The sequence below is a fragment of the Arthrobacter sp. NPDC093139 genome (assembly GCF_044754165.1).
Classification (GTDB): Bacteria; Actinomycetota; Actinomycetes; order Actinomycetales; family Micrococcaceae; genus Arthrobacter.
In genome coordinates, this window is record NZ_JBIVOO010000016.1 from 1 (window position 1) to 17,819 (window position 17,819).

Annotated in this window: 19 protein-coding genes, 1 tRNA gene and 1 rRNA gene; 14 read left to right on the plus strand and 7 right to left on the minus strand. The window is 64.2% G+C overall.

The annotated features are described in order from the left end of the window. Positions 1-94, plus strand: a 5S ribosomal RNA gene (rrf, locus tag ACIP90_RS18710); the annotation flags it as partial. A gap of 155 nt (positions 95-249) precedes the next feature. Beyond that, positions 250-744 carry an SRPBCC domain-containing protein gene (locus ACIP90_RS18715; RefSeq protein WP_400581113.1) on the plus strand — a complete coding sequence of 165 codons (495 nt, stop codon included), beginning with the start codon at positions 250-252 and terminating at the stop codon, positions 742-744. Here the strand turns inward: ACIP90_RS18715 and ACIP90_RS18720 are convergent. Together ACIP90_RS18720 and ACIP90_RS18725 are read right to left on the minus strand one after the other, a co-directional pair. Further along, positions 722-1,756, minus strand: coding sequence for a LacI family DNA-binding transcriptional regulator (locus ACIP90_RS18720; RefSeq protein WP_400581115.1), 1,035 nt, complete (start codon positions 1,754-1,756; stop codon positions 722-724). The genes ACIP90_RS18715 and ACIP90_RS18720 overlap by 23 nt on opposite strands. Positions 1,757-1,763: 7 nt before the next feature. Next, positions 1,764-3,509 carry a glycoside hydrolase family 13 protein gene (locus ACIP90_RS18725; RefSeq protein ID WP_400581116.1) on the minus strand — a complete coding sequence of 582 codons (1,746 nt, stop codon included), beginning with the start codon at positions 3,507-3,509 and terminating at the stop codon, positions 1,764-1,766. Positions 3,510-3,697: 188 nt separating this feature from the next. On the opposite strand from ACIP90_RS18725, the gene ACIP90_RS18730 reads away from it, so the two are divergent. Continuing rightward, entirely contained in the window at positions 3,698-5,068 is a 1,371-nt protein-coding gene (locus ACIP90_RS18730; protein WP_400581117.1) for an FAD-binding oxidoreductase, read from the plus strand. Between the two features lie 80 nt (positions 5,069-5,148). Here the strand turns inward: ACIP90_RS18730 and ACIP90_RS18735 are convergent, their stop codons facing one another. The 4 genes from ACIP90_RS18735 to ACIP90_RS18750 form a co-directional block, all read right to left on the minus strand. Continuing rightward, complete coding sequence (locus tag ACIP90_RS18735; RefSeq protein WP_400581119.1) at positions 5,149-6,567, minus strand: DUF4032 domain-containing protein; 1,419 nt, start codon at positions 6,565-6,567, stop codon at positions 5,149-5,151. A 188-nt stretch (positions 6,568-6,755) separates the two neighbouring features. Further along, the gene (locus tag ACIP90_RS18740; protein ID WP_400581120.1) at positions 6,756-7,838 is read right to left on the minus strand and encodes an ABC transporter ATP-binding protein; all 1,083 of its coding nucleotides are present in this window, start codon (positions 7,836-7,838) and stop codon (positions 6,756-6,758) included. A 226-nt stretch (positions 7,839-8,064) separates the two neighbouring features. Continuing rightward, entirely contained in the window at positions 8,065-8,895 is an 831-nt protein-coding gene (otsB, locus tag ACIP90_RS18745; protein WP_400581122.1) for a trehalose-phosphatase, read from the minus strand. Next, positions 8,885-10,387, minus strand: coding sequence for a trehalose-6-phosphate synthase (locus tag ACIP90_RS18750; RefSeq protein ID WP_400581123.1), 1,503 nt, complete (start codon positions 10,385-10,387; stop codon positions 8,885-8,887). The genes otsB and ACIP90_RS18750 overlap by 11 nt, the downstream gene beginning before the upstream one ends. A gap of 179 nt (positions 10,388-10,566) precedes the next feature. Here ACIP90_RS18750 and ACIP90_RS18755 point away from each other — a divergent pair, with 179 nt between their 5' ends. The 9 genes from ACIP90_RS18755 (at position 10,567) to ACIP90_RS18795 (ending at position 16,444) form a co-directional block, all read left to right on the plus strand. Next, on the plus strand, positions 10,567-11,457 hold the full coding sequence (locus ACIP90_RS18755; RefSeq protein WP_400581125.1) for a DsbA family protein: 891 nt from the start codon (positions 10,567-10,569) through the stop codon (positions 11,455-11,457). A gap of 135 nt (positions 11,458-11,592) precedes the next feature. Next, positions 11,593-11,669: transfer RNA gene (locus ACIP90_RS18760), tRNA-Thr, on the plus strand. Between the two features lie 232 nt (positions 11,670-11,901). Beyond that, the gene (locus ACIP90_RS18765; protein ID WP_400581126.1) at positions 11,902-12,312 is read left to right on the plus strand and encodes an alpha/beta fold hydrolase; all 411 of its coding nucleotides are present in this window, start codon (positions 11,902-11,904) and stop codon (positions 12,310-12,312) included. A gap of 87 nt (positions 12,313-12,399) precedes the next feature. Further along, complete coding sequence (locus tag ACIP90_RS18770; protein ID WP_400581128.1) at positions 12,400-12,711, plus strand: alpha/beta fold hydrolase; 312 nt, start codon at positions 12,400-12,402, stop codon at positions 12,709-12,711. Between the two features lie 145 nt (positions 12,712-12,856). Then, a complete protein-coding gene (locus ACIP90_RS18775; protein ID WP_400581130.1) occupies positions 12,857-13,345 on the plus strand; it encodes a GNAT family N-acetyltransferase in 489 nt (162 codons plus the stop codon). 160 nt (positions 13,346-13,505) lie between these two features. Next, positions 13,506-14,075 carry an RNA polymerase sigma factor gene (locus ACIP90_RS18780; RefSeq protein ID WP_400581131.1) on the plus strand — a complete coding sequence of 190 codons (570 nt, stop codon included), beginning with the start codon at positions 13,506-13,508 and terminating at the stop codon, positions 14,073-14,075. After that, positions 14,072-14,926 carry a hypothetical protein gene (locus tag ACIP90_RS18785; protein ID WP_400581133.1) on the plus strand — a complete coding sequence of 285 codons (855 nt, stop codon included), beginning with the start codon at positions 14,072-14,074 and terminating at the stop codon, positions 14,924-14,926. Before ACIP90_RS18780 ends, ACIP90_RS18785 begins: the two co-directional genes overlap by 4 nt. A 69-nt stretch (positions 14,927-14,995) precedes the next feature. Continuing rightward, a complete protein-coding gene (locus tag ACIP90_RS18790) occupies positions 14,996-15,475 on the plus strand; it encodes a nucleoside deaminase (RefSeq protein ID WP_400581135.1) in 480 nt (159 codons plus the stop codon). 120 nt (positions 15,476-15,595) lie between these two features. Continuing rightward, positions 15,596-16,444 (plus strand): alpha/beta fold hydrolase, encoded by an 849-nt coding sequence (locus ACIP90_RS18795; protein ID WP_400581137.1) that lies wholly within the window; start codon positions 15,596-15,598, stop codon positions 16,442-16,444. 24 nt (positions 16,445-16,468) lie between these two features. Here the strand turns inward: ACIP90_RS18795 and ACIP90_RS18800 are convergent, their stop codons facing one another. Continuing rightward, positions 16,469-16,816 carry a hypothetical protein gene (locus ACIP90_RS18800; protein ID WP_400581138.1) on the minus strand — a complete coding sequence of 116 codons (348 nt, stop codon included), beginning with the start codon at positions 16,814-16,816 and terminating at the stop codon, positions 16,469-16,471. Between the two features lie 135 nt (positions 16,817-16,951). Between ACIP90_RS18800 and ACIP90_RS18805 the strand changes: the two genes are divergently transcribed. Then, positions 16,952-17,173, plus strand: a complete 222-nt coding sequence (locus tag ACIP90_RS18805) for a hypothetical protein (RefSeq protein ID WP_400581139.1) — start codon at positions 16,952-16,954, stop codon at positions 17,171-17,173. A 126-nt stretch (positions 17,174-17,299) separates the two neighbouring features. Further along, a complete protein-coding gene (locus ACIP90_RS18810) occupies positions 17,300-17,602 on the plus strand; it encodes a DUF4193 domain-containing protein (protein WP_205651383.1) in 303 nt (100 codons plus the stop codon). Positions 17,603-17,819: the final 217 nt, after the last annotated feature.

A 17,819-nucleotide genomic window follows, 5' to 3' on the forward strand; every position in this document is an offset into this window, starting at 1 on the left:
AACGCCCGGTCCCATTCCGAACCCGGAAGCTAAGACCCACAGCGCCGATGGTACTGCACCCGGGAGGGTGTGGGAGAGTAGGTCACCGCCGGACACTAATTAAGGCGAAGGCCCCGACAACGAATGTCGGGGCCTTCGCTGTTTAACTGCGACCAGCCGGGGGTAAAACCGCCGCAGGCGTGTACGCGCCCTCTCTCCGCCGGTTTTCCGGGGCTCAACCAGGGGCCCCACGTTGTAGAGTTGATGCCCATGGAAAACCTCTTCAGTCACGCCGCCGCCCCCGGTGCCAATGAGCCCGATCCGTCCGTGGCCTTGGATCCGGTCGTCTGCACCGTAGTCCTTCCGGGTGCGGTAGCGCGGGCCTTCATGGGCTTCACGGAGCACACGCATCTCTGGTGGCCCATGGAGACCAACAGTGTTTTCGGTCCTGGCTCATACGTCGAGTTTGAAGAGAACCTGGTCCTCGAAACCGCTGACGATGGCAGGACCACAGCCTGGGGCACCATCGACGACTGGCAGCCCCCGTTGTCCTTCCATGCATCCTGGTACCCGGGGACCACCGCGTTGTGGTCGACGGAGCTCAGGGTGGCGTTCCGGGCCGTGGAGGGCGGCACCGAGGTCCGCGTCGTCCACGACGGCTGGGAAGGCGCCGAGGATCCCGCGGCTACGCGCGCAGCCTACGACCAAGCCTGGCCGGATGTACTGGCGCGGTTCGCGCGTTTCATGGGCGCCGAGGCCGGCTGAGGTCCGGAGGGACCGCCGTGCTGGACCGGATGACGAACTTCGTCGGGTAGGTGGCATCGACGGTCGTCCGCTCCGCACCGCCGTCGAGCCCCTCCAGCAGGAGGCGCACTGCCAGTCCTCCCTGGCCGCGTGGATCCTGGTCCACGGTGGTGAGCCCGAAGAGTTCGCTGAGATCGTGCCCGTCGATCCCCACCACGGACAGATCCTCCGGGATCCTGAGGCCGAAGTCGCGGGCGGCCAGGATGGCGCCGATAGCCATTTCATCGGAGGCTGCAAATACAGCCGTGGGGCGTTCTGAGGGTGTGCCGAGCAGCTGCCTGGCTGTTGCGTAGCCGCCCTGGATGGTGAAGTCCGCCCTGACAATCCACTCGGGCCGGATCCGGAGTCCCGCAGCCTTCATCCCGCTCTTGAACCCTGTAAGGCGAGTGCGGGGGACCTTGAAGTCCAGTTCATAGACTGAGTCACCCGTCAGGTGCGCGATGTTGGAGTGGCCGAGCTGAATGAGATGGTTCGTTGCCGCCTCGGACAGGCCATAGTCGTCGATGGCAATGGTCGACGCGCCGCTAAGCGGGCCGCCGATGCTGACGATGGGCCGGTGCACCGCCAGCATTTGCCGGAGCTCCGACTCCGTGAGGGCCAGGGCCACGGCAATGACCGCGTCCACGCGCTTGCGCAGCAGGAAGTCCTTGAGCACGCTCTGTCGGCGCCCTGGAGCCTCTGTGACGTTGTACAGGGTAAGGTCATAGCCCGCGTCCAGCAGCGCCGCAGACACCCCTTCCACGACGGATGAGAAGTACCAGCGGTGGACGGAAGGGACCACGATTCCAATGTTGTAGTTGCGCCCGGAGGCCAGGCTCGAGGCCTGGTAGGACGGCACGAATCCGAGGTCGGCGGCAGCCGCCTTCGCCCGCGCCCGGCTCTTGGCAGATACGTTGCCCTTGCCGCTCAAGGCCCGTGAAACGGTGGCTATGGACAGGCCGGCACGCTCTGCGACTTCCTTGATGCCGGCCATGTGCTGTTTAGCTCTCCGTGTCTAATGAAACCCTCATCCAGACGGTCTCTCCAGAGCCTAGTCCATGCCAGTCTTCAGCGTTGCGGGAGTTTTCCCCGGAGCTGCGCAGCAGCACCTCACCCGCCGGCAGCTCAAGGATGTCCTGGCCCACGTTCATGACCACCAGGATGTTGCCGTTCAGGAACGCGAGTGCGGAGTCCGTGCACCACTGTTCGGCCCAGGACAGCGATCCGCGCCCGAGTCCCAGCTCGCGGCGCAGCGCCAGCATCCGGCGGTACAGGTTCAGGTGCGACGACGGGTCCCCGGCTTGGGCGTCCCTGGCCAGTTCGGCGAAACTCGCGGGTTGCGGGAGCCAGGGATCCTGGCCGGCCCCGAAACCGTGGTGAGGCTCCGAGGCACGCCACGGCAACGGGACGCGGCAGCCGTCACGGCCCAGACGCTCGCCCCCGGTGCGCGCGAAAGTTGGATCCTGCCTCTGATGGTCCGCGATTTCGATGCCGTCCGGAAGCCCGAGTTCCTCGCCCTGGTACAGGTAGGCGCCGCCAGGCAGACCGAGCATGAAAAGGGACGCGGCGGCGGCCCGGGTCCGGCCGAGGTGATGGTCCGGCTGCGGGTCCGCGGGGCCGATTCCGTCACCGTCACGGGGACCGGACCAGTAGTATCCGAAGCGGGTGGCGTGCCGGACGACGTCGTGGTTGGACAGCACCCAGGTACTGGGTGCGCCGACGGCGTCCAGGGAGGTCAGGGATTCGGTGATGACGTGCCGCAGCCGGGGAATGTTCAGCCCGGCGTGAAGGTAGGGGAAATTGAACGCCTGGTGCATTTCATCCGGCCGGACCCATTCCGCCAGCCGGGGCAGCGGATCCACGTTAGCCTCGGCGCACATAATGCGGTCGTGTCCGTAGTCCTCGAGAATGCGGCGCCAGTTCCGGAAGATGTCGTGCAGCCGGGGCTGGCCGAACATGGGGGCTTCGTGCCCGGGAAAGCCGTCGATGGTGCTGCCGTCTGCGCGTCCGCCCCAAGCGGGAAGCCCCGGCGCCTTGACCAGGGCGTGCGCCACGTCCACACGGAATCCGGAGACGCCGCGGTCCAGCCAGAAGCGGAGCACGCGCTCGAATTCATCGTGTACAGCCTGGTTGTCCCAATTGAAGTCAGGCTGGGAGGAGTCGAAGAGGTGCAGGTACCACTGGCCGGGCAGCCCGTCAGCTTCGGCGATGCGCGTCCAGGCGGAGCCGCCGAAGTGTGACTGCCAGTTGTTGGGCGGTTCTTCGCCGGCGGGTCCCGCGCCGTCACGGAAGATGAACATGTCCCGTTCGGCGCTTCCCGGCCCTGCAGCAAGTGCGGCCTGGAAGGCGCGATGCTGGTCCGAGCAGTGGTTCGGGACCAGATCCACGATCACCCTGATTCCGAGCCTGTTGGCCTCGGCGATCATGCCGTCGAAGTCGCCCAAAGTGCCGAACAGTGGATCCACGTCACAGTAGTCGCTAACGTCATAGCCGGCGTCGCGCTGGGGGGATCGGTAGAACGGGGAAAGCCATATGGCGTCGATGTCGAGCTCGGCCAGCTGGGGCATTTCCGCGGTGATGCCGGCGAGGTCACCGACGCCGTCCCCGTTCATATCCCTGAAGGAGCGCGGGTAGACCTGATAAATGACCGCCGAGCGCCACCAGCCATGGGCCTTATCCGGGCCATGGATCGGGGTGAGGGACCGGGCCAGAGGTGAAACCGCTTGCAGCAATGAGTCAACAGACATTGGGCCAGCTTAGAGCGGCCCTGCCCGGCATTGAAAGCGTTTCCAGCCAATAGTCATTGACAGTTTCCGTCAATCATCCGCCAGTATCGGTAAGGTTTGGCATCAAAATGGAAGCGTTTTCAAGCGAAGACACTAGGCCCGGCCAGCCACCTAGACTTGAAGACGTAGGACCGAAACGGGAGACCCTAATGAGCAGCATCGCTGACGAGCTCACTTCTACCTTGGGAACCGGCAAAGTCGTCCAGGATCCCGCGGTGCTGGCTGCCTATGCCGTTGACCAGGCGCCTGTCCTTGACTACCAGCAGCCCCTCGCGGTTGTCTTTGCGGAATCGGTGCCCGACGTCCAGGCCGCTGTGAAGAGCTGCGCCGCACATGGCGTTCCGCTCGTGGCCCGGGGCGCCGGAACGGGTGTTTCCGGCGGCGCGCATGCGACCGAAGGTTCGGTGGTTGTCAGCCTGGAGCGGATGAACCGGATTCTGGACCTCAACCCGGACGACGAGACCGCCGTCGTTGAGCCGGGGGTGGTCAACGCAGAACTGAACGACGCGGCAGCCCGGTACGGCCTGATGTTCGCTCCGGATCCGGCGAGCTTCAGGGTATCGACGATCGGCGGCAACGTGGCGACGAACGCGGGCGGCCTGCGGTGTGCCAAGTACGGGGTCACCCGTGACTCGGTGCTGGCGCTGGACGTGGTTCTTGCGGACGGCTCCCTCATCCACACTGGCCACCAGACCTTCAAGGGCGTGGCGGGCTACGACCTGACCGGATTGTTTGTCGGCTCAGAGGGCACCCTGGGGATCGTCGTCGGCGCCACCGTGCGGCTCAAGTACCTGCCCCGCGAGGTCCACACAATCGCGGCGTTCTATCCCGATTTCCGGCAGGCCGCGGCAGGTGTTTTGGCGGTGGGCAAGGCCCGTGTGCAGCCGGCCATCATGGAACTGCTCGACGGCGGGACTCTCGCGCAGCTGGATGAGATTCATGGCTCGGACCTCGCAGCGAGGGGCGGGTCCCTCCTGCTGATCCAGACCGACGGGTTCGGGGCCGCGGCGGAGGCGGACGTGGTCCGTAAGGTCCTGGCAGCAGGGGGCGCCGTGGTGACCACCGAAGCGAATGCGGAAGCCGAGCTCCTGGTGGAACTGCGGCGAAACAGCCGCGGCGTCGAGGTGGACGATCAGTACCGGGTGGGCGAGGACGTGGCGGTGCCCCGCTCCCGGCTGGTGGACTACGTGGCCGCCCTTGAATCGCTCGCCGAGGTCCATGACGTGAAGCTCAAGGTCGTGGCGCACGCCGGCGACGGCAACCTGCACCCCACATTCTGGGTGGACCGCGTGAACGATGTGGTGGATGCCGATGCCATGCGGCGCCTGAACAAAGCCTTGGACGCGTCGATCGCCGTGGCGCTGGACATGGGCGGCACCATCACGGGGGAGCACGGCATCGGGCAGTACAAGCTGCGGTGGCTGGGCCTGGAGCAGCCGGAGCCCATCCGTGAGCTGCAGCGGCGCCTGAAGGAACTCCTCGACCCGGCCGGGATCCTCAACCCTGGAAAGGCAATTTAGCGCAGGCGTGCCACGTCAGGACTTTCCCAACGTCCAGTCGCCCCAACGTCCAGTCGCCCCAACGTCCAGTCGCCTGAGGTTCAGTCGTCAGAGTCCGGATACTCCTCGATCGACTCCTCGGCGCCGTAGCGGGACTCCTCGGTCTCCACTTCCAGGATCTTCAGCAGCTCGGTATCCGGGTTGAGCATGATGGCCGCCTCGTCGCGGCGGTGGCGCAGGATGGAATCGATGTAGGACTGAACGGCCTCCGCCAGCGGAATGTGGCGCTCCTGCTTTTCGGACATGTACCAGCGGTGCTCAAGCACCTCGTGCACGGCTTCCGCCGGCTCCAGCTTGCCGGAGAGGTCGCGGGGGATCGAGCGCACGATAGGTTCGAAGATCTGGCTTACCCAGAGGTGGGCGCTGTATTCCTCATCCATTTCCGGATTGTTGTCAGCGCGGAACGAGTCCATGTCGTTGAGCAGGCGCCGGGCCTGGTTCTCCTGGGCGTCGAGGCCGGTCAGGCGGAGGAGTCGCCGCTGGTGGTGTCCGGCGTCCACGACTTTGGGCTGAAGCTGGATGGTCGTGCCGTTCTGGGTGGTCTTGATCGCATACTCTTCGACGTCGAAGCCCAGTTCATTAAGCCGTCGGATGCGGGCACCCACGCGCCAGCGCTCACCGAGTTCGAACGATTCCTTTTCGGTCAGTTCGGTCCACAGGCGACGGTAGCTTTCCATGATGAGTTCGCTGGTGGCCACGGGATCCACCTTCTCCTCGATCAGGCCGCCGTCAAGGAGGTCCATGAGCTCACCGGCGATGTTGACCCTGGCAATCTCAAGGTCGTACTCGCGCTGGCCGGTGGAAAGGTCCGGGTAGAGTTCGCCGGTCTCCGCGTCCACGAGGTAGGCGGCAAAGGCTCCGGCGTCGCGGCGGAACAGTGTGTTGGAGAGCGATACGTCACCCCAATAGAACCCGATGAGGTGGAGCCGCACCATCAGCAGGGCCTGCGCGTCGATGAGGCGGGTCAGCGTGTCCTTGCGGAGCATCTGGGAGAAGAGAGCACGGTAAGGCATGGAGAACTTCAGGTGGCGGGTGACCAGCACCGGGTTCAGGGGCTTGCCGTCGAGGGTGGTGCGGCCGGTGATGACGGCAACGGGCTCCACACAGGGAACATCCAGCCGGGCCAGCTTGCGGAGCATGTGGTACTCGTGCCGGGCCACGTGCTCGGACGTTTCTTTAATGGCGATGACCGACCCGCCCAGATGGGCGAAGCGGACGATGTGCCGCGAGATGCCGCGGGGGAGGGCCGCGAGGTATTCAGCGGGCCAGTCCTCAAGGGCGATATGCCATGGGAGGTCCAGCAGTTCAGGATCCGCGGCGGCTGCCGTGATGTTGAGGTTGCTGGCGACCGAGGATGCCTTGGCATCGTTGGCGCTGGCGGCTTCGAACCTGGGCAGTTTGCCGATCTGCCCGTAGTCGGTGGGTTCGTCGTGCCACTGGGCGCTGTATTCCTCGGTCATGGATCAATTCTTCCGTACGTAGTGTCCGCGTGCCTAAACCCGCATGCCTAAATCCGCATGTCTAACAGGGTGGCGTGCCGCGCTTAACGAGCGATGGCGGCCCTTCCGTTAGGGGGAGGGCCGCCGTCGGTCTGTTTACCGTTCTGATTAGGCGGTTTCGAAAAGCTCAACCACCCGGAGCGGTGGGATTAGTCGCCCAGGCGCTCGCCGGTCTTCGTGTCGAACAGGTGCACGTGGCCGGACTGCGGGCGGACCCAGATGGACTCGCCCTTCATCGGGGGGCGGCGGCCGTCGACGCGTGCCACGATGTCGTGGCTCTTGCCGTCCAGCGTGGTGTGTCCGTAGACGTAGGCGTCGGCGCCGAGCTCTTCGACGACGTCGACCTCAACCTGCAGCCCGTCGCCCTGCGGCGCGGTCTCCAGGTCTTCGGGGCGGGTGCCCAGCGTGACCGTGCTGCCGTGCGCCTCTTCGAGGACGTTGCGCGGCACGGGGTAGACGGTGCCGCCGAACTGCACGCCGCCGTCCACGACCGGAAGTTCGAGGAGGTTCATTGCGGGGGAGCCGATGAAGCCGGCGACGAAGACGTTCTTCGGGCGGTCGTACAGGTTGCGGGGTGTGTCCACCTGCATCAGGAGGCCGTCCTTGAGCACTGCGACGCGGTCGCCCATGGTCATGGCCTCGACCTGGTCGTGCGTCACGTAAACGGTGGTGACGCCCAGGCGGCGGGTAAGGGATGCAATCTGGGTGCGGGTCTGGACACGGAGCTTGGCGTCCAGGTTGGACAGCGGCTCATCCATGAGGAAGACCTGCGGGTTACGTACGATTGCGCGGCCCATGGCAACACGCTGGCGCTGACCGCCGGAAAGTGCCTTCGGCTTGCGGTCCAGGTACGGCTCGAGGTCCAGGAGCTTGGCAGCTTCACGGACACGCTCGGCGCGCTCTTCCTTGCTGACGCCTGCGATCTTCAGGGCGAAGCCCATGTTGTCCGCCACGGTCATGTGGGGGTACAGGGCGTAGTTCTGGAAAACCATGGCGATGTCGCGGTCCTTGGGCGGAACGTCGGTGACATCGCGGTCGCCAATGAGGATACGGCCGGCGTTTACATCTTCCAGGCCTGCGAGCATGCGCAGGGAGGTGGACTTACCGCAACCGGAGGGTCCAACGAGGACCAGAAATTCGCCGTCGGCGATTTCGATGTTGAGCTTGTCAACAGCGGGCTTCTCTGTGCCCGGGTACAGACGCGTAGCGTTATCAAAAGTAACTGTTGCCACAGTTATCAATCCCTTCACCGGCAGGTACGTGCCGGACGATCCGTAGTGAATGGTTCATGTAATTCAGTTATGTACTGCAATATGTACTCCCCGGCCGAGGCCGAGGAGTATCGCGTGACGCCGCACGGTTCCTGTGCGCCACATCACACCCCAGAGTATGTCAGATTTATCCGCAATGGGCGCAAATGTTACGGGCATCACAGGTGAGATGCCGCACAGGCGGGGGTCACGAAGGTGATTCCACGGCCCTCCGGCGTTCCCGGAGCAGGGCTTCCAGCAGCTCGGCGATGTGCACGGGGGCCTCTACGCGGTACTGCGCCTGGGTAAAGTCCAGGCCCACCTTCACGCCCACGTCGGCGGGTCCGAGACGGCCCAGTGCGTCCTCGTCTGTGGTGTCGTCGCCGGCAAAGATGACGGCTGTGGCGCCGGACGCCTGCCTGAGGAAGTCCACGCCCTCGCCCTTTGACGCGTGGACCACGGAGGTTTCCAGGACCCTCTTGCCGTTCTTCAGGTGGACGCCCTCGCGGTCCTGAAGTGCTGCGCGCGCCGCGGCCACGGCGTCCTCCGCTACGTCATCCTCGGCAAGCCGGGTGTGGAGCACGACGCCCGCGGGCTTCTCTTCAAGGAGCGTGCCCGGGGCGAGCTCCACGATGCCTTCCAGGATGCTGCGGACCTCCGCCAGCAGCTCCAGCTGGGCGGGGTCCAGGACGAGCGGGGCGGATCCGGGGCCCAGCCAGGCCTCCGCCCCGTGGCTGCCGATGAGCAGCGTCTCCGCAGGGGGCGAAGCGACCGCGCGCAGGCTGTCGAGTGCCCTGCCCGAGATGAGGGCCGTCGTCGTGCGTGGAAGGGTGGCCAGTTCAGCGAAGGCGGCCGCGGACCGTGGCAGCGGGCGGGCATCGCCCGCATGGTCCACGAGGGGTGAGATGGTGCCGTCGAAGTCCATGGCGATCAGCAGGTGCTCGGTGCCGGCGACGCGCCTCACGGCATCAAGGAGCTCCGGCGGCAGTGTCAGCGGAGCACTGCCGCGGGGCGGGGCGGGGTCTGCCTCAGGAGTCATCGCGGACCACCTTTTCGTTGAGGGCGTGCAGGAAGTCCGCGGACCAGTGGTCGACGTCGTGGTCCAGGATCTGCTTGCGCATGGCGCGCATGCGGCGGGCGGACTCCTTCGGGGACATTCTGACGGCCCTCATGACAGTGTCCTTGAGGCCGTCAATGTCGTGCGGGTTCATTAGCAGCGCCTGCTTGAGCTGGTCCGCTGCCCCCGCGAATTCGCTGAGGACCAGTGCGCCGTCGTTGCCTGTCCTGGCCGTGACATATTCCTTGGCCACGAGGTTCATGCCGTCACGGAGAGCGGTGACGAGCATGACGTCGGCGGCCAGATACAGCGCCACCATCTCCTCGATGGGGTAGCTGTGGTGCAGGTACCGCACTGCCGTGTTCTCGATGGTGTCGTAGGTTCCGTTGATGTGGCCCACGGTTCCCTCCACCTCTTCGCGGAGGAGACGGTACTGTTCCACGCGTTCCCGGCTCGGGCTGGCAACCTGAATCAGCGTCGCATCACCCACCGTGAGCTTTTCCTCGTTGAGGAGCTCCTCGTAGGCCTTGAGCCGGTGCCTGATGCCCTTGGTGTAGTCGAGACGGTCGACCCCAAGCAGGATGGTCTTGGGGTTGCCGAGGTCCTGCCGGATCTGACGGGACCGCTCGATGATTTCGGGCTTGTTCGCCAGCTCCGTGATGTGCCGGACATCAATGGAGATGGGGAAGGCCTGGGCGCGGGCTATGTGCGTGATCTCGCCGTTCTGGCCCTTGACGTGGACCTGCTGCTGTTTGACGCTCGCGCCGAGGAAGCGGCGGGCTGAACGCATGAAGTTGCCGGCGTCGCTGCTGCGCTGGAAGCCCACGAGGTCCGCGCCCAGCAATCCATCGATGATCGACTGGCGCCACGGAAGCTGGGCAAAGATCTCCGGCGGAGGGAACGGGATGTGGTTGAAGAAGCCGATCCGCAGGTCGGGCCGCGCCTCGCGCAGCATCCGGGGCACGAGCTGGAGCTGGTAGTCCTGCACCCACACGGTAGCGCCGCGGTTGGCATGGCGGACGACGGCGTCGGCGAACCTTCTGTTGACTTTTCGGTATGAGTCCCACCAGGTCCTGTGGAACTCCGGCGGCGCAATGACATCGTGGTAGAGCGGCCAGAGGGTGGCGTTGGAAAAGCCTTCGTAGTACAGCTCGACGTCGTCGGTGCTCAGCTGCACCGGGACGAGGTCCATGCTGCCGTGGCTGAAGGGGGTGACTGTCTCGTCGGGGGCACCATGCCAGCCCACCCATGCGCCGTCAGTCTTGGTCATCATAGGGGCGAGGGCGGTTACCAGGCCGCCGGGCGAGCGGCGCCAGCCGGAGCCGTCGTCGCCGTGTTCGCCCGGAGCGCAGCGGTCCACTGGCAGGCGGTTGGACACCACCATGAAGTCGTACGTGGCGGTGGCCGAGTTGTCCTCAGACGCAGCCCAGCTCTCCGTTTTTGTCTCCGGTTTGTCGCTTTCAGGTCCTTGCATTGCGCTCCCTGGGGTTGCTTGTGGATCTCTGTCAACCCTAGCGGGCGGGAATCATACGTGCTATTCGTCCGTTGGGCACGCTGAAGGAATACTTGAAAGCGCAAGCTCCGGGGTCTCCCCCTAAAATGGGAGAGTTGCCCCTGAGTGGTCCGCACCTGTCCGATCGACACGAGGAACTAATGAGCCCCGCAAACGAACCCCGCATCTCCAAAGCCGAGCGCACGGCGGAGGCCCGCGAGAAAGCCCGTCAGATCCGTGAAGCAAAGCTGAAGAAGGACAAGCGGAACAAGCTGCTGATCGGCTGGGGCATCGTTGCCGCGGTGGTTGCCATCCTTGCCGTTGTGGCCCTTGTCGTCAGCACGAGCCTGCAGAACAACGCGCCGGTGGCGGACCAGGGCCCCACTCCGGCCAATGGAAACGTGCACGGCGGGGTCACCCTGCTCAAGGGCACCGAGGTTGCCAAGTCCGAGCCCGCCACCGTCAACGTGGCAGACCTGCCGGACGCGCCTGCGTCGGCTCCTGCCACTATTAAGGCGCCCGGTGCGGATGCTGAGGCCGGCAAGCCGGTCAAGGTGGTCCTCTACATCGACTTCATCTGCCCTGCCTGCAAGAACTTCGAGGCGCAGTTCAACGACACGCTTACGTCCCTTCGCAACGAAGGCAAGATCACCGTGGAGTACCGGGCCCTGGGCTTCCTGGACAGCCGCTCCACCACGAACTACTCCTCCCGTGCAGCGAACGCTGCTGCCTGTGTTGTGAATGAATCCCCGGAGAAATACGCGGAGTTTGTGGACACCCTGTTCGCCAACCAGCCGGCCGAAGGCGGCGCCGGGCTTTCCGACGACGAGCTGAAGAAGCTGGCCACCGACATCGGTGCCAAGAGCATCGACACCTGCGTCGAGGAAAAGCGGTACCGTCCGTGGGTGAAGTACACCACCCAGGAAGCCGCCGCCATTGGTGTAGCCGGCACGCCGACTGTCCTGGTGGACGGCAAGCAGTGGGGCAAGGGCGACAGCGCACAGACCGAATTCCCGGCCTTCGTCGACGCGGCCATCAAGGCCAAGGCATAGTCTCCGGCGCAAGCCTTATCAGCGGCGGCCCGCCACCCGGATTCGTTCGAGTGGCGGGCCGCCGCCGTTTTTACCTGCGGGCCGTCCGTGGGCTAATCTTGTTTAGCGCCGCATGGCGCCCACCATGACGGGTGCGCCTCCTTAGCTCAGTTGGCCAGAGCACCGCTCTTGTAAAGCGGGGGTCGTCGGTTCGAATCCGACAGGGGGCTCCATTTACCCCTCCGTTCCGGCATATTTTGCCCGGACCGGAGGGGTTTTTCATGTCTAAAAACTGGGCCCGACACGCCATAGGGCGCAGGTAGCCTTTGTGCAAGCCCAGCCTGTTCTGCGTCGGCCGTCCGAGAGGCGACCCGCGTGTATCCTCAGCTTCGCCACGTCGCCCAGGTGTCTCATACAGTCCGCGCAGCGTTGCCAGGCTTGGTCACCGGCTGCCAAGATACGTAGGTGGGCGCAGTTACGGTGTCCGGCCTCAAAATCAACTACCGGGTTGCGGGATCGGGCGATCCCCTCGTCCTTCTCCATGGCGGCTTTGGATTTGACAGCCGATCCTGGGGCCCGCAGCTCGAGACCCTCGACGACGAGTTCAATGTCGTCGCCTGGGACGCTCCGGGCTGCGGAGGATCCGACGATCCGCCCGAGTCCTATTGCATGGAAGACTACGCCGACACCCTGGGCGAGTTTGTCAGAGCGCTCGGCCTGACTCGCCCGCACATCCTTGGTCTGTCGTTCGGTGGCGCGCTCGCCCTGGCACTCTATGGACGACACCCGACCCTGCCCAGGAGTCTGATCCTGGCCGGGGCGTACGCCGGCTGGGCCGGCTCCCTGCCAGCCGACGAGGTGCAGCGGCGCGTTTAGCGGATCAGCGAGGAAGTCACACAGCCTCCCGACGACTGGCTGCCTAAGTACCTGCCCGGGATGCTCAAAGAGTCTGCACCGCGAGAAATGGCCGAACAAACACTCGCGCTGATGTCCGATATCCACCTGCGAGCCAGTCTGACGATGCTCCGGGCGATGGCGAATGCCGATCTTCGCGGCATCCTCCCTGACATCGACGTCCCGACGCTGGTGCTGCATGGCGAACTCGACGCGCGATCGCCGCTGGCGGTCGGGGAGGAACTGCACACGAAAATCCCCGCATCGAAGCTCGTCGTACTCCCCGGCGTCGGGCACCTGAGCAACATAGAGGCCGCCGACGCCTTCAATTTCGAGGTGAGGACGTTCCTTCGTTCGCTCAGCAGCCCCATCGGACCTTGACCGTGGGCTGCGCAGGCTGAGAACTGCGCGCTTGCCGCGACTCGGAGAACAGGGGCGCCCAGCGACCGATGGGCCTTCGGTCGGACTTCCGCTACCGGCGTCCCGAGGGCGAGCACAGCCAGGCACATAGGGCTAGCATCATTGGATGGTGCGGATCGTCGATTACACGCCGGAATACCGGGAAGAGGTGCTCGCGCTTTCCCTAAGAGCCTGGGAACCGGTGTTTCCATTGGTTCGCGATGCGGTTCCTGGCTTTGTCTACGAGGCCTTCTACCCAATGGGGTGGGAGGAACGTCAGTACCGCGACTTGGCAACTGTTCTTGATGGTGAGCCGGAGAACGTAGCGATCGCTCTTGAGGGGAACCAGCTGGTGGGTTGGGTATGTACCCGCCTGCACCCGGAGGACAGCATGAGCGAGGTGTATGTGCTCGCCGTGGATCCCGTTCACCAGCGGAAGGGAGTCGGCCGAGCCCTCATGGATCATTCTTTCGAGGCAGGCCGAAAGGCTGGCATGAGCATGGTGCTTGTAGAGACCGGTGATGATCCTGGCCATGCACCTGCCCGGCGCGCATATGAAGCCGCTGGATTCGAGCGATGGCCTGTCGCACGCTATTTCAAGAACCTTGCCGATTGAAGACAATACGCCCAAGTCACTTACGGCGACGGCGGCTAGCCCGAGAGGGAGAGTCTGCTTAGACCCTTCGTAGCGTGCCTGGCTCACCCTTGGTAGGTGCCTGTCAGAATTGCTGGACCATTTGCGACACACTTAGGCAGGTGGCGGACAGGTATAGGGTATGAGTCATTTATCGAGGGCCCCTGACAGGGCCGGCGCCTTCCGGTCGCTATACGAATCCTCATACGCCGACCTGCTGAAGTTCGTTCAGCGCCGTACGGATTCAGCAAATGCTGAGGACATGGTCGCTGAGGCATTTCTTGTTGTCTGGAGGCGCTTCTCCGAAGCACCGGCGCAAGAGAGTGATGCCCGGGCCTGGATTTTCGGGATCACGCGGAATCTGATGTTGAACGCGCAGCGTGGAGAACAGCGACGTCAAGCGCTGGGCGTGCGGCTCGCTGAAACAATCCCCGATGATTTCAGCACCTCTCATGCTGACCTGGTCAGTAGTCGCATCGATTTGGGCCGCGCCTGGACGCTTCTTTCTGAAGTCCACCAAGAAGCCCTGGGACTCGCCGTCTTTGAGGATCTGGCCGCGCCGCAGGCTGCCAAAGTCCTAGGAATCTCACCCGTGGCTTTCCGGTTGAGATTGACCCGCGCCAGACGGGCCTTGCGGCTCCTCCTTGACCACCTCCCTCATCATGCTTCCGAACTTTCGGCGGCATCACCTGAAAAGGCGTCAACGCTATGAAAAGTGAACAGAACCTCGACACACTTCTGCGCTCCATGGACGCAGCAGAGAAATGCTCACCGCCGAACCCTGCCCGGGCGCAAGCCGACCTGAACCGCATACTTAGCTCCCAACCAGTTTCCACTGCCTCCAACAGCAAATTGGGGGTCGGCCTCGGGCCGGCCAAACCCAAGGCCAACCGCCGACGGCGGGTAGTCACGCTTGGAGGCCTGGCAGCAGCAGTCACGGCCGGGTTACTCATCATGCCGGCACTCTCAGGAGAAGGTGACCCGGCTTTCGCCACCTGGACAGCAGCACCCGGGACACTCATCGGCTCAGAACGTGACAACGCCGTCTCAGACTGCCGCAGGTCAACACAACATGTAGGCAGCGGAATGTACACGACCGAACTTTCAGCAGCGGAAGTAGCCATTGTTGAGCGGCGGGGAGCCTGGGTGACTGTTATCCTCACCGGCCCGGACGGTTTTGAAGCGTCATGTACCACGGACGCCACGGCGCCCTGGTACCACAAGGGAACGTTCGGCTCCGTCGGAAAACCCGGGACGGCGGGACTGCCGGCACGAGGTATTGCTGCGACCCAACTCGGAACTGGAACAATCGCAGACAAGTCCCTCTCGATCGCGTCTGGGCGCGTGGGAGCCGAAGTTGCAGCGATTTCCTACACCAACTCTGCCGGCACAGGCGTGATCGCAACCGTAGCGAAAGGTCATTTCGCTTTCTGGCTACCGGGCAACGAATTGCAAAATGCTTCGGATCACGGAGTGCCCGTTCACGTGACCTACAGAGATGGCTCCACTGAAACGCAGCTACTCAACTTCCCTTCAAGTAGTGGGGAATCGTCCCTTAGATAGTTCCCCAATTTCGCGCGGGCCACTGGGAGGCCCGCAATGGGCGGCTTACCCACATGCGAAAATGACCGCATGACCCACGAACAGCGCGAAACCGCACCCCGGGAACCACAAGCGGGCCTCGACCCCGCCTTCGAAGCCGCCTATAAAGCGGCGCAAAAGAGTCTCAGTGAAGGCGGCATCCCCATCGGAGCAGCGCTTGCCCGTGAGGGCGTGGTCATTGCGAGCGGACACAACAAGCGGGTCCAACACGGCGATCCGATAGCGCACGGCGAAATATCCGCACTTCGCGCAGCCGGCCGACAGAAGAGCTACCGGGACACCACGCTTTATACCACTCTCGCTCCCTGCGCCATGTGCACCGGGACCATCATCCAGTTCAAAATCCCCCGTGTGGTGGTGGGTGAAGCCCGTACGTTCGACGGCGAGTTCGAGCTTCTGCGGTCACGTGGCGTTGAGGTGGTGGTCCTGGACGATCAGCGCTGTGTGGACATGATGCGCATGTTCCAGGAGGAAAACCCGGACCTGTGGGCAGAGGACATCGCCGAGTAGGGGACGAACCCGCCGTGCGGGCCTCGTCGCCCGCGCTCTCCTCCAAGCACTGGCCAGCCCATCGTGTGCAGTGTCAGGATGGAAGGCACGATACACGCCTAGGCCAGAGGAGGATCGTGGATGACCGACGGGACGACAGTCGCACCCGACTCTGGATACGCGACCGTAAACGGGCTCCAGATGTACTACGAGTTGCACGGGGATGACAGCGACGGCGGCACACCGCTGTTGCTCCTGCACGGCGGGCTCTTCGACATCGAGCAGCAGTTCGGGGCGCTGATCCCGAGCCTGTCGGCCGGGCGCCGGGTGATCGCGACGGACTTCCAAGGGCACGGACGCACGAACGACATCGATCGGCCGCTGGGCACCCCCGACCTGGCATCCGATGTCATCGGGCTTCTCGAGCACCTCGGCGTCGACAAAGTCGACGTGTTCGGGTTCAGCGTCGGCGGTGCGGTGGCCCTTGAGCTCGCGATCCACCATCCAGAACTCGTGCGCAAGCTCATCGTTTCGTCGGTGTCGTTCCGGCCAGAGGGCGACCGTGGCGGCAACGCCGAAGCGGTCGCTGAGATGACGGTGGACATGATCGCGGGAACCCCGATGGAGGAACGCTACCTCGCCGTTTCGCCGCATCCCGATCGAGAGCATCTGCAGGGCCTGCTCGACAAGCTCTCACGCTACGGTGCGGGCGAAACCGGATGGAGCGATGACGAGATCCGGGGAATCGCGGCGCCGACGCTCTTCACGGTCGGTGACTGCGACATGGTCAAGCTCGACCACGCCGTGAAATTCCTCCAATTGCGCGGGGGAGACGTGAACGGCGACTTCGAGGGTGTGCCCGCGTCGCAGCTCGCGGTGTTCCCCGGCACGACGCATTTCTTCGGGCTCGCGCGGACCAACCTGGTGCGCGACGTCGTGATCACGTTCCTCGATGCACCCGCGGCCGTTGGCTGGGCCGATCGCCCCTGAATCGGCCGGTCCTTGGCTAGGCCCTCACCCGGCGTCGATCTCCTCCAGCAGGTCCTTGGCCGCCTTGAGGATGTCGTCGTGATCGTACTGCGCTGCCCGGCTTTCCAGCGAGATGACGGCGCAACGGTGGACCTTCTTGAAGTCGCCGAAAGGGAAACTGACGCTGCCTTTGGTGCCCTCCGACTGTTCGCGGTCAATGCCCAGGTGCCACTTTGAGAACTCCTCAAAGCCGTGCTTGTCAATAAACGAATTCTCATCATCCGTGGAGGGTGCGTGCTCACTCCAGTCATCGCGGATGTCCCGCTCGACCTTTCCCCTTTTCACGAGCGCGCGTGCATGATCCAATGCTTTGCGGTTGAGCCTGGTGGCCATGGTGTGCCTCCTGGGATGCGGGTGCCAATCTCATGTTCAGGCTAAGACGGACGGTGCCCGGCCGCCAGCCCCGGCTTAACCATTCCGAGACGCCGCCGAAACGTGCCCACAACACAGGGCGCCTACGTTTGCACCATGACCACGACGTACCTCCCGGCCAGAGAGCTGCTGGGGAGAATCCGCCGCACCCTCGCCCACGCGCTGTTCTCCGGTCATTTTTCCGGTTCGGCGGAGGAGGCCTCCGACGCCCTGCAGCAAGTCACCCGATGGGCCTGGCTGCCCGCCTTGAGCGGGGTCGCCGTAGGCGCCGAGCATGCCCGCGGAGCCCATGAAACCGGCCGCCGGCCGCGCGGCTGATCAGCCGCAATAGGGCCCGTGTTGTCGCGTTGGACACACTAGTCTTCACTTTGCTGCTTTATGACCTAAACTGCTTCACTGAGGTGCCTGAAATGGCGCTGCGCAGCAACGAAAGTGAACCACGATATGGCTACGGATTACGACGCCCCACGCAAGACAGAAGAAGAGACTCCCTCCGAATCGCTGGAGGCCCTTCAGGCGTCACGCGGCGGCGGCGCGCAGACCGCTGTAATCGACGTCGATGAGAACGACACCGCCGAGGGAATCGACCTTCCGGGCGCAGATCTTTCCGGCGAAGAACTCACGGTCATTGTTGTTCCCGAGCAGTCCGACGAATTCACCTGCTCCTCCTGCTTCCTGGTCCGCCACCGCTCCCAGGTTGCACGCGAAAAGAACGGCATGAAGTACTGCCGCGACTGCGAAGGCTGACACAGCCCCAGGCGCGTGCCCTTACCTTTGGCAAGGCAATGCGAGGCGCCGGCTTCCCCACAGGGAAGCTGGCGCCTCGCCTTTTTGTGCCCAACCGCAAATACGGCGGATATCGGCCGTTATGAGCGGTAACGGGCATATGGAGAAACGGCCACAAACGTCTTTCGGCGCCCTCAAAAAGTGCCTCCGAATTACAGTCCCGTAATCGGTTTCGGAC